Annotated in this window: 21 protein-coding genes and 2 tRNA genes; 12 read left to right on the forward strand and 11 right to left on the reverse strand. The window is 69.8% G+C overall.

Annotated elements, in window-relative coordinates:
- Positions 1-117 precede the first annotated feature (117 nt).
- Positions 118-1,215, forward strand: a complete 1,098-nt coding sequence (locus tag SSMG_RS40085) for a S1 family peptidase (protein ID WP_009085929.1) — start codon at positions 118-120, stop codon at positions 1,213-1,215.
- Between the two features lie 219 nt (positions 1,216-1,434).
- Here the strand turns inward: SSMG_RS40085 and SSMG_RS40090 are convergent, their stop codons facing one another.
- On the reverse strand, positions 1,435-1,842 hold the full coding sequence (locus tag SSMG_RS40090; RefSeq protein ID WP_009085931.1) for an SsgA family sporulation/cell division regulator: 408 nt from the start codon (positions 1,840-1,842) through the stop codon (positions 1,435-1,437).
- A gap of 165 nt (positions 1,843-2,007) precedes the next feature.
- Complete coding sequence (locus tag SSMG_RS40095; RefSeq protein WP_009085935.1) at positions 2,008-2,478, reverse strand: Lrp/AsnC family transcriptional regulator; 471 nt, start codon at positions 2,476-2,478, stop codon at positions 2,008-2,010.
- A gap of 203 nt (positions 2,479-2,681) precedes the next feature.
- Between SSMG_RS40095 and SSMG_RS40100 the strand changes: the two genes are divergently transcribed.
- Positions 2,682-3,680, forward strand: coding sequence for a beta-ketoacyl-ACP synthase III (locus tag SSMG_RS40100; RefSeq protein WP_037719018.1), 999 nt, complete (start codon positions 2,682-2,684; stop codon positions 3,678-3,680).
- 4 nt (positions 3,681-3,684) lie between these two features.
- Here SSMG_RS40100 and SSMG_RS40105 read toward each other — a convergent pair whose 3' ends face one another.
- A complete protein-coding gene (locus SSMG_RS40105) occupies positions 3,685-5,157 on the reverse strand; it encodes an adenylate/guanylate cyclase domain-containing protein (RefSeq protein WP_037719124.1) in 1,473 nt (490 codons plus the stop codon).
- A gap of 88 nt (positions 5,158-5,245) precedes the next feature.
- Between SSMG_RS40105 and SSMG_RS40110 the strand changes: the two genes are divergently transcribed.
- Both SSMG_RS40110 and SSMG_RS40115 read left to right on the forward strand, forming a co-directional pair.
- Positions 5,246-5,734: an FBP domain-containing protein gene (locus SSMG_RS40110; protein ID WP_009085941.1), complete on the forward strand. Its 489-nt coding sequence runs from the start codon at positions 5,246-5,248 to the stop codon at positions 5,732-5,734.
- Positions 5,735-5,739: 5 nt separating this feature from the next.
- Positions 5,740-6,174: an AAA family ATPase gene (locus tag SSMG_RS40115; RefSeq protein WP_009085944.1), complete on the forward strand. Its 435-nt coding sequence runs from the start codon at positions 5,740-5,742 to the stop codon at positions 6,172-6,174.
- A gap of 4 nt (positions 6,175-6,178) precedes the next feature.
- Here SSMG_RS40115 and SSMG_RS40120 read toward each other — a convergent pair whose 3' ends face one another.
- Complete coding sequence (locus tag SSMG_RS40120) at positions 6,179-6,991, reverse strand: class I SAM-dependent methyltransferase (RefSeq protein ID WP_009085945.1); 813 nt, start codon at positions 6,989-6,991, stop codon at positions 6,179-6,181.
- Between the two features lie 83 nt (positions 6,992-7,074).
- On the opposite strand from SSMG_RS40120, the gene SSMG_RS40125 reads away from it, so the two are divergent.
- Positions 7,075-7,479, forward strand: coding sequence for a VOC family protein (locus SSMG_RS40125; protein WP_009085947.1), 405 nt, complete (start codon positions 7,075-7,077; stop codon positions 7,477-7,479).
- A gap of 1 nt (position 7,480) precedes the next feature.
- Here the strand turns inward: SSMG_RS40125 and SSMG_RS40130 are convergent, their stop codons facing one another.
- Positions 7,481-8,170, reverse strand: a complete 690-nt coding sequence (locus tag SSMG_RS40130) for a FadR/GntR family transcriptional regulator (protein ID WP_199786445.1) — start codon at positions 8,168-8,170, stop codon at positions 7,481-7,483.
- An 87-nt stretch (positions 8,171-8,257) separates the two neighbouring features.
- On the opposite strand from SSMG_RS40130, the gene SSMG_RS40135 reads away from it, so the two are divergent.
- Together SSMG_RS40135 and SSMG_RS40140 are read left to right on the forward strand one after the other, a co-directional pair.
- Complete coding sequence (locus tag SSMG_RS40135) at positions 8,258-8,608, forward strand: VOC family protein (RefSeq protein WP_009085951.1); 351 nt, start codon at positions 8,258-8,260, stop codon at positions 8,606-8,608.
- A gap of 888 nt (positions 8,609-9,496) precedes the next feature.
- Complete coding sequence (locus SSMG_RS40140) at positions 9,497-10,258, forward strand: sulfite exporter TauE/SafE family protein (RefSeq protein WP_009085954.1); 762 nt, start codon at positions 9,497-9,499, stop codon at positions 10,256-10,258.
- Here the strand turns inward: SSMG_RS40140 and hisC are convergent.
- Positions 10,251-11,309 (reverse strand): histidinol-phosphate transaminase, encoded by a 1,059-nt coding sequence (gene hisC, locus SSMG_RS40145; RefSeq protein WP_009085956.1) that lies wholly within the window; start codon positions 11,307-11,309, stop codon positions 10,251-10,253. The genes SSMG_RS40140 and hisC overlap by 8 nt on opposite strands.
- Positions 11,310-11,413: 104 nt before the next feature.
- On the opposite strand from hisC, the gene SSMG_RS40150 reads away from it, so the two are divergent.
- The 5 genes from SSMG_RS40150 (at position 11,414) to SSMG_RS40170 (ending at position 16,142) form a co-directional block, all read left to right on the forward strand.
- Positions 11,414-12,046, forward strand: coding sequence for a dienelactone hydrolase family protein (locus tag SSMG_RS40150; protein WP_037719021.1), 633 nt, complete (start codon positions 11,414-11,416; stop codon positions 12,044-12,046).
- A gap of 85 nt (positions 12,047-12,131) precedes the next feature.
- Positions 12,132-14,111 carry an acetoacetate--CoA ligase gene (locus SSMG_RS40155; protein ID WP_009085960.1) on the forward strand — a complete coding sequence of 660 codons (1,980 nt, stop codon included), beginning with the start codon at positions 12,132-12,134 and terminating at the stop codon, positions 14,109-14,111.
- A 31-nt stretch (positions 14,112-14,142) separates the two neighbouring features.
- A complete protein-coding gene (locus tag SSMG_RS40160) occupies positions 14,143-15,867 on the forward strand; it encodes a phosphatidylglycerol lysyltransferase domain-containing protein (RefSeq protein ID WP_009085962.1) in 1,725 nt (574 codons plus the stop codon).
- Between the two features lie 66 nt (positions 15,868-15,933).
- Positions 15,934-16,023: transfer RNA gene (locus tag SSMG_RS40165), tRNA-Ser, on the forward strand.
- Positions 16,024-16,065: 42 nt separating this feature from the next.
- A tRNA-Arg gene (locus tag SSMG_RS40170) sits at positions 16,066-16,142 on the forward strand.
- A 516-nt stretch (positions 16,143-16,658) separates the two neighbouring features.
- On the opposite strand, the gene SSMG_RS45770 is transcribed toward SSMG_RS40170, so the two are convergent.
- Genes SSMG_RS45770 through SSMG_RS40190 form a run of 5 tightly spaced genes read right to left on the reverse strand, consistent with a single transcriptional unit; the run spans position 16,659 to position 23,715 of the window.
- Complete coding sequence (locus SSMG_RS45770) at positions 16,659-16,826, reverse strand: hypothetical protein (RefSeq protein WP_158688138.1); 168 nt, start codon at positions 16,824-16,826, stop codon at positions 16,659-16,661.
- A 56-nt stretch (positions 16,827-16,882) separates the two neighbouring features.
- Positions 16,883-17,689, reverse strand: a complete 807-nt coding sequence (locus tag SSMG_RS40175; RefSeq protein WP_009085964.1) for a thiopeptide-type bacteriocin biosynthesis protein — start codon at positions 17,687-17,689, stop codon at positions 16,883-16,885.
- Positions 17,682-19,904: a lantibiotic dehydratase gene (locus tag SSMG_RS40180; protein WP_158688139.1), complete on the reverse strand. Its 2,223-nt coding sequence runs from the start codon at positions 19,902-19,904 to the stop codon at positions 17,682-17,684. The genes SSMG_RS40175 and SSMG_RS40180 overlap by 8 nt, the downstream gene beginning before the upstream one ends.
- A 5-nt stretch (positions 19,905-19,909) precedes the next feature.
- Positions 19,910-21,394 (reverse strand): SagB family peptide dehydrogenase, encoded by a 1,485-nt coding sequence (locus SSMG_RS40185; RefSeq protein WP_009085967.1) that lies wholly within the window; start codon positions 21,392-21,394, stop codon positions 19,910-19,912.
- Positions 21,391-23,715 (reverse strand): TOMM precursor leader peptide-binding protein, encoded by a 2,325-nt coding sequence (locus SSMG_RS40190; protein WP_078561236.1) that lies wholly within the window; start codon positions 23,713-23,715, stop codon positions 21,391-21,393. The genes SSMG_RS40185 and SSMG_RS40190 overlap by 4 nt, the downstream gene beginning before the upstream one ends.
- Between the last annotated feature and the right edge of the window lie 4 nt (positions 23,716-23,719).

The following is a 23,719-nucleotide window of genomic DNA, read 5'->3' on the forward strand; positions in this document are numbered from 1 at the left end:
GCGCAAGTCCCTACTTAAGGATTGCTCCGCTACCTATTCTCGCGCCCCCTTATTGCAGTGGATTGAACCACCGCCGCACCCTTCGAGGCCGGGGGGAACCGAACGCGAGGGAGAAGCATGAAAGCCATCAGATTCCTCGGCGCCGCAACCGCAGCCGCGGCGGTGACGGCGATCTTCGCCGGCGTCCCGGCCGCGACCGCCGCGCCGCTCAACCCCGACATGGTCCCGGCGATGCAGCGCGACCTCGGCCTGACCCACAGCCAGGCACTCGCCCGGCTCGCGAACGAGGAGGCGGCGAACAAGGTCGGCGCGGCACTGGAGAATTCTCTCGGCGAACGCTTCAGCGGCACGAGCTTCAACGCGGCCACCGGCAAGGCCGTCGTCTCGGTGACCGACGCGGCGCTCGTCGACCAGGTGCGCGCGGCCGGCGCCGAGGCGCAGGTCGTCCGGTTCAGCGCCCGGCAGCTCGACTCGACCGTGCAGACGCTCAACGCCCACGAGAAGGCCGCGCCGAAGTCGGTCACCGGATGGGGCATCGACACCGCGGCCAACCGGATCAGCCTGACTGTCCTCAAGGGACAGCGCGGCGCGGCGGAGCAGTTCGTCCGGGAGTCCGGTGTGGACGGTTCCGCGGTGACCGTGACGGAGACCTCGGCCGTGCCGAAGGCGCACTACAACGTGCTCGGCGGGGATGCCTATTACATCGGCAGCTCGTCGCGCTGCTCTGTCGGATTCTCGGTGAACGGCGGCTTCCTGACCGCGGGCCACTGCGCCGCACTCACCGGCGGCGGCGCGCTGTCCGGCTACAACCGGGTCGCGATGGGCCAGTTCTCCACCTATCGCTTTCCCGGCGCGGACTACGCGGCCGCGCGGGTCAACAGCAACTGGACCCCGGTCGGCCAGATCAACAACGGCACGCGCGTCGCCGGTTCCACCGAGGCCGCCGTCGGCGCTTCGGTGTGCAAGTCCGGTTCCACCACCGGCTGGACCTGCGGCACGATCCGCGCCAAGAACCAGACGGTGCGTTACCAGGAGGGCACCGTGACCGGCATGGTGCTCACCAACGCCCGGTCCGACCACGGCGACTCCGGCGGTTCGTTCATCAGCGGGAACCAGGCACAGGGCATGGTTTCCGGCGGCGACACCGTCAACAGCTACTACTACCCGGTGAACGTCGCGCTGTCGGCGACGGGCACGACGCTCGTCCGCGGCTGAGCAGTTTCGGAGTGCCTGCGTTGCTCGGCGCAGGCACTCCTTGCCGCGTCAGGACGGATCGGCGGCCATCCCGTCGATCCAGGAACCTGGGCGGGATGGTGCCGAGGGCCGGCACTGTGCGCTTGTCCCGGAGTCCACATGCGACAAAGGCGGCTCGAGTGCCTCCAGCGCACTCGAACCGCCCTTGTCCGCATTGCCGCGGGATCGGCAGGTCTTGTCTCACACGTTGCTGATCTCCTCGATCAGCCCGTCGATGTCGAAGTACTCGCTCTCGGCGCCGAACGGCACCAGCTCGTAGGAAGATTCGAGGAACGCCTCGAGGTCGGCGCGCTCCAGCTCGAACGACGCGTAGCCGTCGGGCGATTCGATTTCCAGCGTCAGCAGGGCCTCGTCCTCGGACAGGTCGGGGCGGATCCGCACGTCGCCGATGCCGGTGGGCTCGTCCAGCCCGGCCACGAGCAATTCGCGGGCGAACGTCCACTCGATCCACCGGCCGCGTTCGGTCCGGAACGCCACGGTGACCGCGTACGGCTCCGACACGTGGAAGGAGAGACGGGACAGCACCGGCGTAGTGCTCTCGTTCAGCAGTACGAACTGGGTCTGGTGTACGGCGTCGGTGGTGTGCACGGCTGCTCCTGGAGTCCTCCGGTCGTTCGCGCCTCGCGAACTGGTCGGCAGGGAGATGATCGGCTCGGGAGCACATGACGGCGTTCGGCCGACGTTCACGCGATCGGTTGCATCGGGCCGCGAACGCGTAACACCGGACACAGAACCCTTGCGTTTCCGCGCCGGTCAGGAAAGCGGCAGCGTGAGGCCCACTTTCACCCGGTCCATCGCCACGCTCGTGGTGAAATGCCGGACGTTGGGGTTGTCGAAGAACATCCGCCGCGCGAAATTCTCGAACGCCGCCATGTCCGGGCAGGTGACCACGAGGACGAAGTCCGCGGTGCCGGTGACGTAGTAGCACTGCTGCACGCAGTCGTCGGCGAGGACCTGGGCGCGGAAACCGTCGAGCACCGCCAGGCTCTCGCGCTCCATCTCGACCATGACGACGAACGTCATGTCCAGCCCGAGCGCGGCGGGCGACAGCACCGCGACCTCCTTCTCGATCACTCCGGCTTCGCGCAGCCGTTTGATCCGCCGCTGCACGGCCGCGGCGGACAGGCCCACTTTGGACCCGATGACCTCGGCGATCGTGCGGGCGTCGGTCTGCAGGCAGGAGAGGATGGCGAGGTCGAGCTGGTCCAGGTCGGGAGTGCGCACGCTTCAGGCTAACCGGGCGGACCGACAAAAAGCCTCGGGTTTACCACGCGGCCGAACCGGCGAGCGCAATACCTCCTATTGAGCGAATGTGGAAGAGGTCTCTTAGTGACGTGGAACACAACTGACCGGTCTACCCAGGGGTAGGCCATACAAGGGAGGCAACCGGCGACGTCCGCCAACAAGCCGGTCTGGGAGGTCCCGTCATGAGTGCTGTCCGGTCGTGCCATCGCGCTGCCGTCATCGCCGGAATCGGCGGTGCGCTGCCCGAGCACGTGGTGACGAACCACGAGATCGCGGCCCGCCTGGACACGAGCGACGAGTGGATCCGCACCCGCACCGGGATCCGGGAGCGCCGCCGGGTCGCGCCCGGCCAGTCCACAGTGGACCTCGCCGAGGAAGCGGGGCGAGCGGCGCTCGGCCCGGACGGGCACGCGGACGCGGTCGTGCTCGCCAGCTCCACCGCCGACCAGCTGTGCCCGGCCACCGCGCCGCAGGTGGCGGCCCGGCTCGGCCTCGGCACCGTGCCCGCGCTCGACGTCAACGCGGTGTGCAGCGGCTTCATCTACGCGCTCGCGACCGCCGCCGGGTTCATCGCCGGCGGGATGGCCGAGCGCGTGCTGGTGATCGGCGCGGACGTCTTCACCTCGCTGGTCGACCCGGACGACCGCACGACGGTGCCGATCTTCGGCGACGGCGGCGGCGCGGTCCTGCTGCGCGCGGGCGAGCCCGGCGAACGCGGCGCGCTCGGCCCGTTCGACCTGCACAGCGAGGGCGAACTGGCGAAGCTGCTGTGGGTCGAGGCGGGCGGCGCGGCGCAGCGGGTGCCGGAGAACCCGAAGGACCGGTTCCTGGTCATGCAGGGCACGGCCGTGTTCCGGCAGGCGTGCGCGCGGATGGCGGAATCCTCGCGCGCGGTGCTGGAGCAGGCGGGCTGGATGGTCGGCGACGTCGACCGGTTCGTCGGGCACCAGGCGAACATCCGCATCCTGCAGGCGACCGCGAAGCAGCTCGGCATGCCCGCGGACGCGGTGGTGTCGAACATCGACCGGGTCGGCAACACCAGCGCGGCGTCGATCCCGCTCGCGCTCGCGGACGCGGTCGCCGACGGGACGCTGACGCCCGGGCACCGCGTGCTGCTGACGGCGTTCGGGGCCGGGCTGACCTGGGGTTCGACGGTGCTGACCTGGCCCGAGCTGCCGTGAGGCGCTAGGTCGTCCAGGTCCGGGTCTCGCGGTGGCGGCCGCGGAGGTGGAGTTCGCCGTGCAGCCGCCAATGTTCCCGTTCGCCGCCCAGCGCAGATTTCACCGTCGTTTCGCTGGCGAGCACCCGCGACGGCACGGCTTTCGCGTGTTCGGTGAGCCGCGCGGCCTCGTTCACCGCGTCGCCGATCACCGTGTACTCCAGGCGGCTCGACGCACCGAGTTGCCCGGCGAAGACCTGTCCGGTCGCCACGCCGATCCCCAGGTCCAGCTCGCCTTCCGAGAGCACCGCGTCGCGAATCGCGCGGGCCGCGGCGAGCGCCATCGTCGGGCTGTCGGACAGCCGGGTCGGCGCGCCGAACACGCACAGCGCGGCGTCACCCTGGAACTTGTTGACCAGGCCGCCCCGAGCGTCCACCGCGGACACCACGCTCGCGAAAAACCGGTTCAGCTTCTCGACCAGTTCCTGCGGCGGAGTGCGCGACGCGAGCGCCGTCGAGTCCACGACGTCCACGAACAGCGCGGTGACCTCGCGGACATCACCGGAGAGCGAAGCGCCGTATTCGAGCGCGTGCCGGGCGACGTCGGTGCCGACGTGGCGGCCGAAGAGGTCGCGCATCCGGTCCTGTTCGCGCAGGCCGGCGGCGAGGTCGTTGACCGACGTCTGCAGCATCCCGATCTCGCTGGAATCGTCCACGTCGACGTGCACGTCCTTGCGTCCGCGCGCGATCGCGTCCAGCGCGATCCGCAGCCGGTGCAGCGGCGCGGCGACCGCGCGGGACAGGAGAGCGGTGCCGATCGCGCCGGTGGTCAGGCCGGTCACGGACAGCACGATCAGGCTTGCCGTCGGGTTGCCGTGGCGGCCGAGATCGGGCGGCGTGGTCACCAGCAGCACGCCGATCAGCGGTACGCCGCTGGCCAGCACCCAGGTGACGACCAGCCGGGTCAGCACGGTGACTGGCAGCGCGCCGCGCGGCGGGAGGACGTCGAGCGCCATCGTCATCACCGGCCGCGCGACCCATTCCGCGGCCAGATACGTGAGGCCGACCGTGGTCAGGCCGCCGAGCCCGATGGTGAGCGCGATGCCCGCCGCGTCGCCGATCGAGCCGAGGAGCCCGGCCAGGATGCCCAGCGCGAGCGCGCCGATCAGCCAGAGGGTGCCGCTCACCACTGCCATGTCGAAGGGCAGCCGCAGCGCGCGCTTCGCTTCGTCCGCGGTCGGCGGGCGGCCGATCGTGAACCACACCACGGTGCGGCGCTGCAGATAAGCGGTCCAGAGCGTGCCGACGATCAGGGCGAGCGCGACCACCCCCGCCGCGGTGACGCCGAGCACCCAGCCTCGGTCGTCGACGTCCGCCGGCAACCCCTGCAAGAGCAGCAGCAACGCGACGACGCCCGCCCCGGCGACACTCGAGCCGACGCCGAGCGCGGCGAAGCCCAGACTGGTGCGCAGAACCAGCCGGAACCTCCCCGCGATCATCGTGCGCACCAGCAGATCGTATGGGGTGGCGGGTCCGGGAGCGAAAAAGCTGTCGCTGTCGGGGCGCGGCGATGGTTAGCGTGGTCCTATGCAACCGCTCGACCCCGCCGAGATCCGCGCCTCGTTCGTCAACTGTTCCCGCGGGGAAGCCAAATCCGTCACACTGCCCGCGGACATCCCGTGGGAGAAGCGCGACTTCCTCGGCTGGCGCGACGCGAAGGCACCCGGCCGGGCATATCTCGTGGTCCCGCACGGCGACGAGGTGATCGGCCTGTCGCTGCGCGCCGCGCCGTCGCCGAAGTCTCGGCTGCGCAGCAACATCTGCGCGTTCTGCACCACGACGCATCCGCTCGCCGACATCGCGTTGTTCACCGCGCGGCTGGCCGGAAAAGCCGGTCGCGACGGCAACACGGTGGGCACGTATTTGTGCTCCGACCTGGCGTGCAGCGCGTACTTGCGCGGCGAGCGCAAGCCCGCGGTGCCGCAGCCGAAGGAGACGCTCACGGAGGAGGAAGCCGTGGAGCGGATGAACGAAAAGATCAGCCGGTTCGTGGCGCGGGTGCTGGAAACCCGGTAACCGCCGTGCGGGTGCTGGTGACCGGGATGTCCGGCGTGGGCAAAAGCAGCCTGCTCGCAGAACTTTCCCGGCGCGGGTACCGCACGGTCGACACCGATTACGGCGGTTACACCCGCGACGGACTCTGGGACGAAGACCGGATCGCCGCGTTGTTGGCGACGCCGGAGCCGTTGTTCGTGTCCGGCACGGTCTCGAACCAGGTGCTGTTCTATCCGCGCTTCACGGACATCGTGTTGCTCAGCACGCCGCGCGAGGTGCTGATCGAGCGACTGGCGACGCGGAGCGGCAATCCGTACGGGAAGCACCCGGACGAACTTGCCGAGACGTTGCGGTACCTGGACGAGGTGGAGCCGTTGCTGCGCTCGTCGGCGACGTTCGAGGTGGTGACCACGGTGCCGGTGGCCGAGGTCGCCGACGCGGTCGTGCGCCGGGTCGGTTAGGGATTCAGAAATCCCACTCGCCGATCCGGCCCATCTTCCGGATCACCGGGAACAGCGCCGACGCGCGCAAGGCCAGCCGGGACGCGGCGGGGATCTTCGCGACGGCCTCGTCGTCTGCCCAGTCGGTCGCGTCCACACTGGACACCAGGCGGAGGCCGTAGCGCTCCAGTTCGTGCGGATCGTCGATGCCCCAATGCAAAGTCGCGCCCGCGCGGCGGACGACCGGGTTGATCATCTGTGCCTTGACGCCGAGCGAGCTGAAGAAATCGACCACGATCCGGCCGGACGGGAACTTGCCGACGAGCCTGCGGACCAGTTCGGTGCCGGACTCCGCGGTGAGGTACATCGTGAGCCCCTCGGCCACGATCAGCGCCTCGCGGTCGCCGGGAACCTGGTCGAGCCAGTCGAAATCGGTGACGGACGAGCCGATCATGGTGTACCCGGGCCGTTCCGGGTAGATCCGGCCGCGCACGTCGACGACCTCGGGATAGTCCACGTCGAACCACGTGACCGAGGGCGGCGGGTCGAGCCGGTAGACGCGGGTGTCCATTCCGCAGCCGAGGTGCACGACGATCGCTTCGGGGTGTTCGGCGAGCCATTTGGCGGCCCGCTCGTCGATGGCGCGCGCCCGGATCGCGACGGAGACCGCGGAGTTTTCGTTGACGCCGAGCTTGCGGAAGTCATAGTCGATCTTCTTGACCGCTTCGTCGGCCGCGGTGTCGCCGAGAATCGGGTTTTTCCGGCGAGCGTCGAGCGCGCGGCCGTACAGCGTGCCCAGGTTGGTCGCCTTTTCCTCGGTGAAGTGCACTTTCTCCACGGCCTGGCCCCCTTGGTGTCAAACTTTTCACAAACTTGTGAAGACTGTAGCGCTGATTGCCGGGGAGGGCATCATCCGCAGGCATGGCGAAGCGCTTGCAGATCGCGATCGACTGTGCGGAACCGGAGCGGCTCGCGGACTTCTGGGCCGAGGCGCTGGGGTACGCGGTCGAGGATCCGCCCTCCGGTGCGTCGAGCTGGGCCGAGTTCTCGCGCTCGGTCGGGGACGGCGCGGAGGCGTGGTGCGCGGCGGCCGACCCGGACGGGCTCGGGCCTCGGTTGCTGTTCCATCGCGTGCCTGAGCCAAAACGCGGCAAGAACCGGCTGCACCTGGACGTGCGGATCGGTGCGGCGGAGCGAGCCGCGATCGAGGCCGAGACAGCGCGGTTGGTCGCGCGCGGTGCGCGGCAGGTGCACACGATCGAGGACGAGAGCGGGTGTTTCGCGGTGCTGCAGGATCCGGAGGGGAACGAGTTCTGCGTGTGCTGATTCAGGAAGACGCGTAGTCGTGGGCGTAGGTTTTCGCGTCCAGCAAATGTTTGAGCGTGATCTCGCGGGCGGCCGCCGCGTCCGAACGGCTGATGGCGTCGAGGATCGCGCGATGCTCGGCCACGGCCTTCCGGATCTGGCCAGGCAACCGCAGCGCGGCGCGGCGTTCCTCGCCGACCAGGGCGAGCACTGAACGGAGCAGGTCCGCGACGTCGTCGTTGCCCGCGTTGCCGGCGATCACCCGATGGAACTCGGCGTCGGTCGCGATGACCCGCAGCATGTCTCCGGCCGCCGCGGCCTCTTCCATCTCCGCGACGTTGTCCGCGAGCCGCTGCACGACGCGCGGCGTGTGCTGCTCCGCGAGCCGCTCGGCGAGGGTCGGCTCGACGGTCGCGCGGAGGTCGAAGAGTTTTTCCACCAGCTGCTCGTGCTCGGAAAACCAGCTGCTCAGCGGGCTTTCAGCGGTGCCCTGCTCGCGGACGTAGGTGCCCGACCCGGCGCGGATCTGGACGTAACCGATCGAATCCAGGACGCGCAACGCCTGCCGCAACGACCCGCGGCTGATGCCGAGCTGCTCGCACAGCGCGCGTTCCGCGGGCAGGCGCGAGCCCGGCGGGAGTTCGCCCGAGTCGATCATCGTGCGCAGATGGTCGACCGTGGCGCTCCAGACCTGCTCGGATTCGTGGGCCACGCCGCCCATCCTGGCAGCTGCCGTCCGCGGGCGCGCGAAATTGTCGGTCGCGGGTGTCACGATCGTCGGTGGGAAAGGGAGGGAGTCATGACCGCGAAGTTCAAGGATCTGGCATTGGACGCACTCGACCACCAGGCCCAGGCCGACTGGTGGTGCCGGGTGCTCGGGTATGTCCGCCGGAGTCCGCCGGGAGGAAGCCCGCCGCCGCCGGAGTGGCCGGTGGCGATCGTCGACCCGGCTGGCGAGGGTCCGTTGATCTGGCTGAACCCGGTGCCGGAGCGCAAGACGGTGAAGAACCGGATGCACCTGGACGTGTGGGGAGACCCGGGCGAGCTGGCCGCGGCCGGGGCTCGGATGGTGGCGGAGCGGGGCGAGGAGCGGGAGTGGCACGTGATGGCGGATCCGGAGGGGAATGAGTTTTGCGTCTTTGAGCGGTGAGGGGTTGGCGGGATTGGGCGAGGGAGTGGCTGAGTGGGGAGGTGGGTGCGGTTGGGGCGGAGCTAGGCCGTGGAGGTGCGTTGGCGGCTGATGCCGAGGCGGCCGCGGGCGGAGTGCGGGTTGGTGGCTGCGGAGGTGCGTTTGTGGCGGACGTGCGTTGAGGCCTGATGCGGAGGCGGTGGCCGCGGGAGGAGCGCGGGTTGGTGGCTGCGGAGGTGTGGCGTGGGCAGGTCGCTGCGCAGTTCCGTTGCTGAGGCGCGGAGCAAAGCGGGCCAGTGGCCAGTCTGGAGTGCGGACGGGCGGTGAAGCGGAGAGCGAAGAGCGGAGGTGACTGCTGTTGGAGCGGATCGAAGAGCCGGTTAGCGGCTGAGGCGGTGGCGAACCGCGGGCAAACGGCCTGACGCATTTACGGACTGGCGGCTAGGCGGAGTGCGGGCTGGCAGTCAGGCGAGTGTGCCTGGCAGCCAGGCGACGGTGGCTGGCAGTGCGGGCGAAGCGTGGATGCCGCAGCCGAAGCGGTGTGTTGGCGGTGAGGTGTGCGGACTGGCGGTGTGGTCGGCGTGCGGGCGCCGTGGCCGAAGCGGAGCGCGCGGCAGAAGTGCGGGCCAACGGTCAAGCGGTGCGCGGCTGGCGGCGCGGTCGAAGCACGGCCCAAGAGCCGAAGCGGCGTGCGCAGGCGAGCGGGTCGGCGGGCCGGGCGTGCGCTGGTGGGAGTGTCGGCTGGCGGGCCCCGTCGGCTGCGCGGCCACGACAAGCCCTCCGACGAGCCGAAACCCCGCCCCTCCCCAAGCCCCGCCGTGCCCAGACCGACGCCGGGAAGTGTCTGACCGGACACATCGCGTCGCCGGGGGTCGGGGGTGCTGCTTAGGGTCAGCGGGTGAGTGCTTTATGACCTGGTGGCATGCCGTCGTCATCTTCATCGCTGGGATGTGGGCCGGGACGATCAACACGGTGGTCGGGTCCGGGACGCTCGTGACCTTTCCGGTGCTGGTCGCGCTGGGGTATCCGCCGGTGACGGCTACGACGTCGAACGCGGTCGGGCTCGCGCCGGGGACCGTCAGCGGGGCGTACGGCTACCGGCACGAGCTGGTCGGGTACTGGCCGCAGGTGGTGCGGTTCGCGGTCGCCTCGTTCTTCGGGGCTATCGGCGGCACCGTGCTGCTCCTGACGCTGCCCAAGGACGCCTTCGAGAAGGTCGTGCCGGTGCTCGTCGGGCTCGCCGTCGTGCTCGTGATCGTTCAGCCGAAGGTGTCGAAGTGGGTGCAGAAGCGCCGCGAGGCCAACGGGCGCGAGCATCACGCCGGGCCGTTGCTGTTCGGGCTGCTCTTCGTCATCGGGATCTACGGCGGCTACTTCACCGCCGCGCAGGGCGTGATGATGATGGCCGTCATGGGCATGCTGCTGTCCGAACCGTTGCAGCGGCTCAACGGCGTCAAAAACGTGCTGTCCGCGGTCGTGAACATCGTCGCCGGCGCGATTTACGCGTTCGTGGCTCCGGTGAGCTGGCCGGTGATCGGCCTGCTCGCGCTCGGGTCCACGATCGGCGGGCAGCTCGGGGCCAAGATCGGCCGCAAGCTGCCGCCCACCGTGTTGCGCGGCGTGATCGTCGTGATCGGGCTCGCCGCGGTCGTGCAGCTGGTCCTCAAATAGCCTGGAATTCCTTGGCCGCGGCCAGCATCAGGTCGTTCTCCTCCGGCGTCCCGATCGTCACGCGCGCGCCCTCGCCAGCGAACGGGCGCACGATCAGCTTCCGGTCCAGCATGTGCTCGGCGAAGGCCGCCGTGCGCTCGCCGAGCGGGAACCACACGAAGTTCGCCTGGGTCGGCGGGATTTCGTAGCCCATCTCCAGCAACGCGTCCCGCACGCGGGTGCGTTCGGAGATGATTTCCTGGCACCGGGCGAGCAGTTCGTCCTCCGCGTCAAGCGACGCGATCGCGGCGACCTGCGCGATGCTGTTCACCGAGAACGCCACGTACACCTGCTGCAGCGCCTGCGCGATCGGCTCCGGGGCCACCGCGTAGCCGACGCGCAACCCGGCCAGCCCGTACGCCTTCGAGAACGTGCGCAGCACTGCCACATTGCTGTGGGTCCGCGTGAAGTCGACGCCGTCCGGCACCTCGGGGTCGGTGACGAATTCCTTGTACGCCTCGTCCAGCACCACGAGCACGTGCGGCGGCACCGCTTCCAGGAACCGCTCGATCTCGTCCCGGTGCAGCACCGTGCCGGTCGGGTTGTTCGGGTTGCAGACGAAGACCAGCTTGGTGCGGTCGGTGATCCGCGCCAGCATCGCGTCGAGGTCCAGCCCGTGCTCCGGCGTGAGGGGGACTTTCACGCCCGTCGCGAGCGCCACCTGGACCACGATCGGGTAGGCCTCGAACGACCGCCAGCCGAACAGCACCTCGTCGCCGGGACCGCACAGCGCCTGGATCATCTGCTGGCACAGCGAAACCGACCCGCAGCCGATCGCGAGCCGTTCGGCGGGCACGTCCAGCCGCCGCGAAAGCCGCTCGCGCAGGGCCTGGGATCCGTTGTCCGGGTACCGGTTCACTCCGGTTACCGCAGCCGTGATCGCCGCCTGGACGCTCGGCAGCGGACCGCCGGGCACCTCATTGCTCGCGAGCTTGACAGCCCCTTCGATCGTTCGGCCAGGGACGTACTTCGGCAACGAATCGAGGTCAGGGCGGGGGGCGAGGGACGGCATCGTCGGAACTCCTCGGGTTTCACGGGACGACGGGGTCACCGTATCTCGCCCCGGCGGATCCGGAAAGGTTCCCAATGTTCACCCAGAGGTGATTGCATGAGGCGATGACGTCGACGACCACCGTGGATTACCAGCGTACCGACGGCAGCGTCCTCCGCCTCACCTTCGCCGAGCCCGACGGCGCGCTCCGCGGCGGCCTCGTGGTCCTGCACGAGGGCGAGGGAGTGACCGACGGCGTTCTGCTGCTGGTCAAGAGCCTGGCCGGCGAGGGCTGGCTCACCGTCACCCCGCACATCGAGTCCGGCGAACAGCTCACTCAGCGCGACCTGCTCGACGCCACCGACCGCACGCTCGACTGGCTCACCGACCGGGGCGTCGACGCCGACCTGCGCGGCGTCGTCGGCTTCGACCTCGGCGGCACGGCGGCGCTGGTAGTCGCCTCGCACCGCAAGTTCGGCGCGGCGGTGAGCGTCGGCGGACAGGCGGTGGCGGAGCTGCCGAAGCTGCTGGAAATCGCCGGCCGCGTGACCAGCCCGTGGCTCGGCATGTACGGCGACGCCGGCGACGAGGCGGGCGAGGCCCAGGTGGAGCAGCTGCGCGAGGCCGCGGCGACGGCGAAAGTCGCGACGAACGTCGTGCGCTATCCGGGCGCGAACCACCGCTTCGACGCCGACCCCAGCGCGGCCGAAGACGCTTGGCAACGCACCCTCGACTGGTTCGACGCCCACCTCCGCTGAGCGCTCGCACCGGGCCGCTGTGTCCTTTGTGGAGGGTTGCGGGCCGGAAGGGGCTTCGCGAGCACCTCGGGGTTAGCATCGGCGGGTGACCGAGAACGCCGCTGTTCCCGAGGTGCTTTGGCGACCCGACCCGAACCAGGTCGCCGACACGAGGATCGAAGCCTTCCGCCGCTGGCTGCGCGAGCAGCGCGGCGTCGACCTGGCCGATTACGACGACCTGTGGCACTACTCGGTCGAGCACGTCCCGGAGTTCTGGACCGCGGTCGCGGAGTTCTTCGGCGTGCGCTGGCACGAGCAGCCGCGCGAAATCCTGTCCGGCGCGATGCCGGACGCGAAATGGTTCGACGGCGGCACGCTCAACTACGCCGAGCATTCCCTGTCTCCGGGCACCGGCGGCGCGACGAAGGCCGACGACGAACTCGCGGTGATTTTCCACCGCGAGGACGGGCTCGCCGAGCAATTCACCTATGGCGACCTCCGCGCGCACGTCGCGGCCGCGCGGGCCGCGTTGCGGGCTTTCGGCGTCGGCAAAGGAGATCGCGTCGTCGCGCTCGCGCCGAACTGCCCGCAGACGCTCATCGCTTTCCTCGCCACCGCCAGCCTCGGTGCGATCTGGGCGTCGTGTTCCCCGGACTTCGGGATCCGCGCGATCGCCGACCGGTTCGCCCAGATCGAGCCGAAGGTGCTCATCGCGGTGAACGGATACGCTTACAGCGGCCGGAAATTCGACATCCGCGACAACGTGCAGCGGCTGCGCGACGAGATTCCGTCGCTGGAAACCACGGTTTTGGTGAAATACCTGGGAGAAGGAACCCTCGACGGGGTCCTCGACTGGAACGCGGTGCTCGCCGAACACGCGGGCGGCGAGCTGGCCTACGAGCCGGTGGATTTCGCGCATCCATTGTGGATTCTGTATTCCTCGGGCACGACCGGGCTCCCGAAGGGAATCGTGCAGGGCCACGGCGGCATCGTCGTCGAACACTTCAAGGCGCTGGGCCTGCAGAGCGGACTCGGGCCGGGCGACCGGTTGTTCTGGTTCACCACCACCGGCTGGATGATGTGGAACTTCATCGCCTCCGGGCTCCTTGTCGGCGCCACGATCGTGCTGTACGACGGCAGCCCGGGCCATCCGGACCTGAACACGCTGTGGCATCTGGCCGAACAACACCGCGTCACGTACTTCGGCACGTCCGCGCCGTTCATCCAGAGCTGCCTCAAGGCGGGCCTCGCCCCGGCCGAACGCTTTGACCTCAGCGCGCTGCGCGTGGTCGGCTCGACCGGTTCGCCGCTGTCTTCCGAGGGCTTCCGCTGGATCGCCGACGCGATCGGCCGCGACGTGCAGATCTGCTCGGTCTCCGGCGGCACCGACCTGTGCGCGGCGATCGTCGCGGCGGCGCCGGACGTGCCGGTGTGGCTCGGCGAACTGTCCTGCCGCGCGCTCGGCGTGGCCGCGGCGGCGTTCGACGAGCACGGCGAGCCGGTGGTCGACGAGGTCGGCGAGCTGGTGATCACCGAGCCGATGCCGTCGATGCCGGTCTCGTTCTGGAACGACCCGGACGGTTCCCGGCTGCGCGAGGCGTACTTCGAGACGTACCCGGGTATCTGGAGGCATGGCGACTGGGTCAAGATCACGCGCCGCGGTTCGGCGGTGGTCTACGGCCGCAGCGATTCGACGCTCAACCGCGGCGGCGTCCGGATGGGCACCGCCGAGTTCTACCGGGTCGCGGAAGGGTTCGCCCAGGTCGCCGACTCGCTGGTCATCGACACGTCGGCAGCGGGCAACGAGGACGGGCAGCTGCTGTGTTTTCTGGTACTCGCCCCGGGCGCGACGCTCGAGGAAGTCGAGTCTGACCTGCGGAAAGAGCTGCGCACCGCGCTGTCGCCACGACACGTACCCGATCGGTTCATCGTCGTTTCCGAGATTCCCCGTACGTTGAACGGTAAGAAGTGCGAAGTACCAGTGAAGCGGATCCTCTCCGGAGTCGCGCCGGAGAGGGCGGTGAGCAGGGACGCGCTGGCCAACCCGGCCGCGCTGGCCCCGTTCGTGGAGCTCGCCGCGGACTGAACGCGCAAGCGGGGGGAAGCATGGCAGGGCCGTGCGTGTTGCACGCGTGGTGACGGGGACACGCGCGCAGCACACTTGGCAGGCGGCCGGCGTCACGTCGGTCGTCGCGATCACGTGGGTGACCAGGCTGGCCGGGCTGCTGGCGATCGTGTCCACGGTCGTGCCGATGGGCCGCGACGTGCGCGGGCACGTGGCGAAATGGCTGGAGCTGCCGAGCGAGGCGACCACCGCGGCGGCCGCTGTGGCGCTGGTCACCGGTGTGCTGTTGATCATGCTCGCCGCCGGGCTCCGCCGCCGCAAGCGCCGCGCTTGGCAGCTGGCGGTCGCCTTCGCCGCGCTGTTGGCGTTGTCACACCTCGGGTTGCGGCACGTTTTCGGCGCGGGCGTGGTGTCGGTGGTGCTGCTCGCCGGGCTCCTCGGCACGCGGCGCTACTTCATCGCCCGCCCGGACCCGACGGTCGGCCGCTGGCGTGCGCTGCGGGTGCTGCTGCAGCTGGTGCTGGCCGGGTTCGTGCTCAACTTCGCGCTGCTGTCGGTCGCGCCCGCCCGGATGCTCGACCCGCTGAGCTTCGCCGACCGGATCTCCCAGTCCGCGCTCGCGCTCACCGGCGTCAGCGGGCCCGCGGTGTTCCACGAGATGTGGTTCGAGGACCTGTCCGCGTCGATCGGGCTGGTCTTCAGCATCACCGGCGTGCTCGTGGCGGCGTACTTCCTGCTGCGCTCGGCCGAACCCGCACCGGAGCTGTCCGACGACGAACTCGCGCGACTGCACGAGTTGCTCAAGCAGCACGGCGACCGGGATTCGCTGGGCTACTTCGCGCTGCGCCGCGACAAGTTCGCGGTGTTCTCCAAGACCGGCAAGGCGGCCGTGACGTTCCGCGTGATCGCCGGCGTCGCGCTGACGTCCGCCGACCCGCTCGGCGACCACGAGGCCTGGCCCGGCGCGATCGAGGAGTACCTGGACATCTGCCAGCGCAACGCCTGGGTGCCCGCCGCGATGGGCGCGTCCGAGCTGGGCGCGACGGTGTGGGCCAGGTTCGGCCTGGAGGTGCTGGAGATCGGTGACGAGGCGGTCGTCGACACCGAGACGTTCACGCTGGAAGGCCGAGTGATGCGTGGCGTGCGGCAGGCCTCGTCGCGGACGAAGCGGGCCGGCTACAAGGTCCTGGTGCGGCGGGCGGAGGACCTGCGTCCCGGCGAGTTGTCCGAGCTGGTGCACCTGGCCGCCGCCTGGCGCGGCACGGAGACCGAACGCGGCTTCTCGATGGCGCTGGGCCGCATGGGCGACCCCGGTTCGGTGATCGTCACCGCGGAACAGGGCGGCAGCGTCCGAGGCGTGCTGCAGTTCGTGCCGTGGGGCGACCGAGGCCTGTCGCTGGACGTGATGCGGCGGGACCGCACCGCCGACAACGGCGTGAACGAGCTGATGATCTCGGAGCTGCTGCTGTTCTCCCGCGAGAACGGCATCGACCACGTGTCGCTGAACTTCGCCGCGTTCCGCGCCCTGATGGAACAGGGCCAGCGCATCGGAGCGGGCCCGGTCGCGCGGCTCTCGGCGAAGGTCCTGCACTTCTTCTCGCGCTGGATCCAGATCGAAAGCCTCTATCGGTTCAACGCCAAGTTCCAGCCCCGGTGGGTCCCGCGGTACCTCGTCTACCCGGGCGTCGGGTCCCTCCCGAGGGTCGGCATCGCGACCTTCGAAGCCGAGGGCCTCGGCGGCCGTTCTCCCTGGTTGCGGCGGCTGCTGCAGCGTTGAGGGGGGTGCCTTCCGGAGGGGCTGGAGGGGTGTGTAACCTATCTGAGCAGTGGTCGTTAGGACCCAGGAGGCTTCGCCTAGTCTGGTCTATGGCGCCGCACTGCTAATGCGGTTGGGGGTAACCCCCCCTCCCGGGTTCAAATCCCGGAGCCTCCGCTGGTGCCTGTTTCGGCAGGTGCTAGGTTAACAACTGAACATGCGCCCGTAGCTCATTTGTGGATAGAGCATTCTGACTACGGATCAGAAGGTCAGGGGTTCGAATCCCTTCGGGCGCACTGTCTGGTCGAGACAGTAAAGCAAGAAACCCGCTGGTGACGGCGGGTTTCTTGCTGTCTGGGGCCTTGTCTTGGGTCTGCGGTGTGGTCAGGCGGTTGCCGGTTTATTGCCGGGAGTTGTGGGCGGGCGCGCTGGAAGAAGCGGGCTCGCTGACAAAAAGAGATGTCCTCGCCGGACGGGCAGGCCACCAGGATGGTCGGGCGGGCGTATCGGTTGCGTTCGTGGGTGCCTCGCGTCCATCCCGGCGACCTCCCGGAGGGCTATCAAGCCTGTCAAGGGGGCAGTTTCGCGGTTCGCTCGCCGGTGGTGCAGAGGTGCCCCCTTGACAGGCTTGATCGGGCTGAAGCCAGGTCGCCGGGATGGACGAGGAGGCCCCCACTTGTAGGTGGAGACGAAAAGCTCGCTGCTGGCGTCGGCGGGCTGTCGAACCGGGGGCGAGCGGTCGTCTCTCATTTTTTCTTGCGGGCGGGATTTCCTGGCGTGGAATCGCTAATACGATTCCGTGTTTGGCGGGGTTACTTGTCTTTTTTCTTCGGGAGATGTTCGGCTGCCTTCTTGCCTGCTGGGCCGAGCTTGCCGAGTACTGTGCGCACGCCGTCCACTACCGCGTCTCCGACTGGGTTCGGGTGGTTGTCGTCCGGGTCGCCGATGCCGCTTGCTGCGCCGCTGGAGCCTGAGTCCATGATCGTCTCCTTGGTGTGGTGATTTCTGATTGTCGAGTCGGTTGGCTAATTACCTTCTAATTCATGCTACGCACTCGCCCTATCCACAACAACCGGGCGATTTGGGCCTCCTCTCCGGGGACTGCGCCTAGGCGGTTGTTCATGAGGTGTACGTGCTGGAAAGCGGCTCGGTAGGGCGAAACGCGGCGGGCCGAATCCTGGTACTCCGCCCAGAAGCGGGCGCTGTAGCGGCGTAGCGGGCCTCCGACGGAATCGGTTTCTAGTTCTCGTGCCACGGTTTCGGCTAGGCGGTTCGCTTGGCGTACGGCGGCCGGATCGTCGGGGTGTGCGGTCGCGGCGGCGGGGCGCCACGCGACGGTTCGGGCACCGCGGCCTGACCAGTACCACGCGTATTGGTGCAGGAAACTGACTTGCTGCGTGGCGGGCAATCCTGCGGCGAGGACTGCTGTGTGGGCTGCGGCCAAGGCGATGCGGCGCGCTGGGGTGCGGGCGGGCAGCAGGTCCAGTGCGGTGTCGCTGCCGAGGTGGGCGACGCGTTCGGCGAATTCCACGCCGTCCGGGCCGCGGAACTTTGCCAATTCCGGTTCGTACCAGCGTTTCACGACTTCCGCGCCGTGTTCGGCGAAGCGGCGGTCGAGGTCTGCTTCGACGTCTGCCGCGGCTTCGGGGCGCGGGTTGAACCGGACGCGCAGTTGCAGGCCCGACATGTCCATGTACTGCAGGAAAAACCACCGTCGCAACCCTTCGCGGTGCGAGGTGACGACGGGGTGCACGACCTCGCGCAAGAGGGTTGGAACGGATTGGAGATCGGGTACGTAAACCCGCCAATAGCGCCACTTTGGGTGCAGCACCGCGTCAATCATGGGTCACCACCGTGAGGAATTCCGTGACGCGCCCGGGGGCCGCACCCGCGGCGGGCAGTGCTTCGGTGAATTCGAGTTCCTCCGCACCGGCCAGGCCTTTCAGCGCCGTCCACGCCGCGAGCGGGCGGTCGAAGCTGAGCCATTGCGGTTTGCCCAACGGTGTCCCGCCCGCGGCTAGTCCGCGGACGAACAGCTGCTCGGGCAACCCGTGCTCGGCACGGAACATCCGGCCGGCGCGGAGGAAGTCGAGGTCGGGCCCGTTTCCGAGCGGCGGGAGCGCCGACGCGGGCAGCGTCCAGCGGGCGCGCCGTAGTACGAGCCGTCCGTCCGTCATGCGGTCGCGGAAGCCGGGGCCGGGCGTCGGGGTCCAGGAGCCGAGCGACAGCCATGGGTCCGAAAGCAGTTGCAGCACGCGGGGTATGCCCCGCAGCAGGTGTGCGGGCACCGCACCGAGGTAGCTCAACGCCGCGGGGCGTCCGGCCGGGTCGAGGACTTCGAGCGTGCCGGTGGCCGGGTCGTGGCGTACGCGGAAACCGTCGATCGGCACGCCGCCGTAGGCGCGTTCGGCTCCCCAGGCGAGGCACGGCGTGGCGCGTACGGCGGGGCGTTGCGTGTCCGTCCAGTCGGCGTGCGCGGTCAGCTGGTAGACCACCGCGTCGGGAAAACGCCGTTCGTGCAAGGCGGTCATCGCCGTTTCGACCTGGTCGGACAGACCTGGCACGCTGGCCCAGCGCGCGATCGCGCCGAGGTAACCGGGATGGACCTGGTTGAGCACCAGTGAGTCGCCCGCGACCTGCCAGAACACCGAGTGCACGGGTCGTCCGACGCTCGCCCCGGACACCTCGCGCAGCTGCGGGTCGGGCACCGCGCACCGCGAGAGCCACCACATCGGGTCCAGCTCCCGCACCGCGCGGAACGCGAACTCGGCGAGGTCGGCGCTGCCGTCGCGGTAGTGGTGCACGAAAAACCGGACCAGATCGAAGTAGCCCGCCCGCGGGCGCACCATCGAACGCAGCACGCCTTCGAGCCGGTCCAGTTCTCCGGGAACCCAGGCGGGCGGGGCGGTTTCCGGCTCCGGGCCGTGCGCGACGGTTTCGTGGACCAGGCCGAGGCCGTCCAGCCATCCCGCCCGGGCCGGATCGTGCTCGGCCATCGTCGCGCGCAGGCGCGAGCGCAGGGCCAGTACGGCGTCGGCGCGCTCACGTCCGTTTCCGTTGCCAGCAACGACTTTTTCGGCTTCGGCCAGTGCGGGCTCGCCCCACGCCGTGAAGTGCCGCGGTTCGGTCAGTTGCCACGGCGGAACCAGCAGCAGGAGGCCTTGGTCCACAAGCCGGTGCAGCTCGTCGGTCGAGCATCCCAGCAAGGCGGCCAGTTCTCGCAGGCGACGGGGGCGAGCGTCGAACGGCACCGGGCCGGGCAATGCCGTGACCTCGTCCTCGCGGAAGTACACGCCACCGCGCTTGAGGTGGATCGGCAACGCGGCGAGCCACTCGTCACCGGCCAACCTGGTGTCCACATTGGGCAGCACGACCGGGTCGCTGGCGAGTGCCGCGTAGGCGAGCCGCGCGGCGACGCGCGAGGAACTCACCAGCCTGCGCTCCGGTCCGGGCTCGACAGCCCCGGCGAAGTCGCCGACGCCGACCGTGGTCAACGTGCCGAACGGGCTGGGCTTCAGCGTGGTCCGCACCAGATACGACACCGCGCTGCGGCTCAGCCTGCCGCTCGGTTTGCCCAGCTCCGGCCGGTCGGTGAAGGCCGTGACGAACTCCGGGCTGGCCAGCGCCAGCCCGGCGAGCACGTCCGGCTGGCGCAACGCGGCCGACACCGCGTGCTGCGCCGCCGCCAGCTCGCCGGTCAGTGCGCGAGCCGCCTTTTCCAACAGCTCGCGTTCCCGCACCAGCGCCTGATGCCACTCGCCGAGCCGCTCCGCGTCCGCCGGTGCCAGCACCTCGCGCGAGAGCCGGAGCCCGGCCTCGTCGGTGCGGTCGTTGAACACGCCTCGGCGCAGCCGGATCAGCGCGCGCCGCTGGGCGCGCGACAGTTCGTCGCGGCCGATGACGGCGTGCAGCAGATCGCAAACCGGTTCGCGCAGCGCGTTTTTGCGTGCCGCGGCGGCCTCGGCTTCTTCCAGCAGGGCGAGGGTCTCCGGGGCCCGCAGGCCGTCGAGCACCGCGGCGGGCAGCCCGCAGATCCGGGAGACGAGCAGTTCGGCCACGGTCGTCACCGCCGCCGCGCGGCCAGGGCCTCGGCCTGCCAGCCCGGGTCGTTGCCCGCGCGCCAGTCGAGCGCGCCGTCCCCGCTCACCGGCGCCGGGAGTTCGGCCGGGGCGCTGCCGAGAATGAACTCGCCGACCGACGACTCCCGCAGGTAGTCGAGCTTGAACGCGCGGGCCGACGCGTCGGCGTCCCCGCTGCCCAGCCCGCATCCGGCCAGGCCCATGGCGGTCGCCACCAGGTACATCGTCTGGTACAGCGCGCCGGCGTGCTTGAGCGTCACGGCGTAGGCGATCGACTGGTACTTCCACGAGAGCCGCTGGAAGCGCGACGTCATAGTCACCAGCACGTCCGGCACGGCCTGCCCGCCGGTCGACAGCGTCGCGACGGACAGCAGTTCCTCTCGCGCGGCCTCGTCGGAGTTGACCAGCCGCAGCACGTGCTCGCCCGCGTCGTAGTGGTAGATGCCCGGCTCTAGCCCGTCGCACCGGCGCACGGTCAGGTACAGCTCGAGCTCGTAACCCGCGCCGCCGCACGGGTACGGACGGCTCGAACCTTCGTACGGCATGCGTGCCTCCGGCCGCGGACCGTACGTGCCGCGCACCCGCGCGGTGCGGTACAGGAACTCGCCGAGCTGCTCCGCGGTGATCGGCTGCTCGCCGTACGTCCGGATGGACTGGCGCGCCTCGATGGTCTCCTGCAGGCCCGGATCGGCCGCGCGCACGGCGGCGAATTCGGGGCGGTACAAGGCGATCGCCGGGCCTTCCGGAGCGGGCTTCACCGCGGGCAGCGGCTCGATCTGCCCCACGTAAGGGAACCGGCCGCCGAACGCCTCGTCGGTGCGCCCGATCCGGCTGCGGCTGTGGAAGTACAGGTCGTGCACGTCCCACTGGCGCAGCACGTCGTCCTGGTCCGCCGGGAACTCGCCGTCGGTTCCGAGGTCGAGGAAGCCGGCCCCGGCCAGCGCGGCCAGCACGGGATGCCATTCGGAGTCCACTTCGGACACTGGCCGCGCGACGGCGAGCCCGGCCACGGCTCCGGCGAGCGTCGCGTCGAGCAGCACCGCGCGGTACTTCCCGATCGGCGACTCGATCACCAGCTCGCCGCCGCGACGGCGCAGCAGGCTGAACTTGCCGAGGCGCAACCACGCGCCGGCGATCTCGGGCAGTTCGGGCCGCAACGGCGTCACGCCGGTGCGTTCCAGCACGGCCACGCGCTCGCCGCGCAGCCGGAAACCGGTGGCGAGGAACGGTTCCACCTTGGCCAGCACGGAGGCGACCGGCGAGTTCGGATGCTCGGCGACCAGTTCCTCTTCGGTGTGCAGGCCGGCGCGGACCTGCTCGAGCGCTTCGAGCATCGGCGCGCCGACGCCCTTGAGCCGGTAGCCCGCGCGGTCGGCGAGCCCGAGCAGGACCTGATCGTCCTTGTGCAGCAAGGAAATGTCGCGGCGGAAGGTGACGACGGTTTCGGCGGTGCGTTCGAGCGTGGTCATAGGAACATCGCAATCGGGTTGAGGTCGGCTTCGGACGGCTTGCGGTCGGTCCAGCCCAGCTCCAGCGGCACGTCGAACAGCCGGCCGGGCGCGAACCGGGGCCAGAAGTGCCGCATGCCCGGCACCAACACCCGCACCACCGGCAGGCCGATGTCGACGCGGGTCTGGTCCAGCACCAGCATTTCCATGCCGTGCTCCCTGACGATCCGCTCGGCGCGCAGCACGTCGTCGCGGACATCGGTGCTTTCGTAGCGGGCGAAGTCGGCCTTGGTGCGCCGCGGGCCTTCGGCCGGGAGCACGTACGGCTGGTTCTCGGTGGTCGCGGTGCGCCACCAGTGCAGCTGGTCGGGGTCGTTGTAGGCGTAGGTCCCCGAACCGTCGGCTTTCATGCCGATCACCGCGGGCAGGAACTGGTTCATCTCCGACAGCGCCCGCCCGATCGCCACCTCCACGTCGAAGTGCGCGCCGAGGGCGAACAGGATGTCCTGCGCGGGCTTGTCGCGGCGGACCGAAACCGCGGCCACTGAAGGGATGCCGAGGTCGTTCGTCAGGTCCAGCACCCAGGTGTCGCGCTCCAGATCGTCGTAGCGCTGCTGCCATTCGGCGAAGTACGGAACGTCGAAAGTGGACAGATCGATGGCCGGGCGGCGCAGCCGGTGGTACCACCACATCGCGACCGTGTCGCGTTCGACGAGTTCCATGAAGCCCTGCAGCACCGCGTCCTCGAGGCTGGTGCCCGCGGCGCAGCCGTTGGAGTTCGCTCCGGCCTGGTACCGGTTTTTCGGGTGGTGGTAAGCGAAGTAGAGCCCGGAGGTGGGGAACAGCTTGGTGCGCTGTTCGGTCAGCGACCACACCGGCGACCATTCGACCTCGGCGTTCGGGTCGAGGTCGTCGGCGACCCAGTGGAAGTGCGACGGCCGCGCGTTCCACTCGGCCCGGTCGCGGAACTGCGCTTCGCTGTACAGGTGCACCGCGTTGGGGTGGATCACCTCGGCCGGGTCCAGATCGGCGTAGCGCGCGGTGCGGCGGGCTTCGTCGCCGTGGAACAGGCCGGAGTAGCGCTCGATGGCCTCGCCCAGCGCGGACGCCTTGGCCTGCGCGTCGCTCATTCCCTTGCCCGCGCTGCAGCTGCGCAGCCCCGCCCGCAGGTCGTTGGCGTTGGCCATCGGGATCGCGAAGTTCTGGCCCGCGGTGTAGGTGTGCAGGCCCTCGACCTCCAGCGGCACCTTCACGAGGTTGCTGATCGGGCCGGTGACCGGGCTGATCAGGTGCTCGTACCGGGCGACGAACTGCTCCGGCGGACGCGAGCGGTACCCGCCGTCGCTGCTCGCCATCCGCGGACGCGATTCGATCCGCACGGGCGTTTCCTGACGGCGCGCCTGCAGGTCTGGCTCCCCGCACAGCGGGCACTGCGGACGCCGCTGGAAGGGGTGGTGCTCCTGGGTGAGGCTGATCGTGTCGAGCGTGAGGACCTCGGCCTGCCACGGCGTGCCGTATTCCGCGGCGACCCCGCCCGGCGGCTGCGGCATCGCCGCCCGGCCCGCGGCGAACGCGCCGGTGAGCCACTTGCCCACGTGCAGCGCGGCGAGCCGGTGCGCCAGCTCCTGGGTCACCGGGGTGCCGGTCACGGAGTTGACCAGCGCGGGGCTGTCGAGCACGCCGCGCTGGCGCAGGTAGGAGGCGAGCACGTTCTTGTTGGACAGCCGCACCCGCAGGCATTCGTAGCAGCCGGTGACCTCGGGTTCGAAAACCGGGCCGACCCAGATCATGCTGCCGACCGGCTTCACCGGAAGCCACGGCACCCCGGCCTCGTGGAACTCCTTGCCCCATTCGGCGAGTTCCGGGCGCAGGTAGTCGTCGGTGAGCACGACGGTGAACCCGCCGGGCTCGCTGGTCACGCTGGTGCCGAGCGCGCGCAGCGCCTCGGTGAACCCGGCGGCGTCGACGTCGCCCGCGGTCAGCACGCGCACCTTCGCCGCGGCGAGGCGGCGCACCGCGTCGTCACCGTCCACTCCGGACGCTTCCCAGTAGCCGCCGACGCGCGGGTCGACCTCGGGGTCGACCTCGACCACGTATCCGCTGCGGCCCAGCCGGTCCAGCGCGACGTCGATGCGCGCGGGGTCGGCCTCGGCGAGCGCGGCCTTGATGTCGTCGCGGCTCAGCTGGCCGTCGGTCAGCAGCGGAGCCAGCCGTTCGACCAGCGGGCCGGCCAGCCGCGTCTGCGTGGTCCGCTCGCTCGTGAGGTACACCGCGTCGCCGGGCACCGTCAGCACCCGCAGCGACCGGTTGAACCTCGTGACCCGGTTGATGCTTTTCGTCATGGTT

The sequence above is a fragment of the Streptomyces sp. AA4 genome, from assembly GCF_000158875.1.
GTDB lineage: Bacteria > Actinomycetota > Actinomycetes > Mycobacteriales > Pseudonocardiaceae > Amycolatopsis.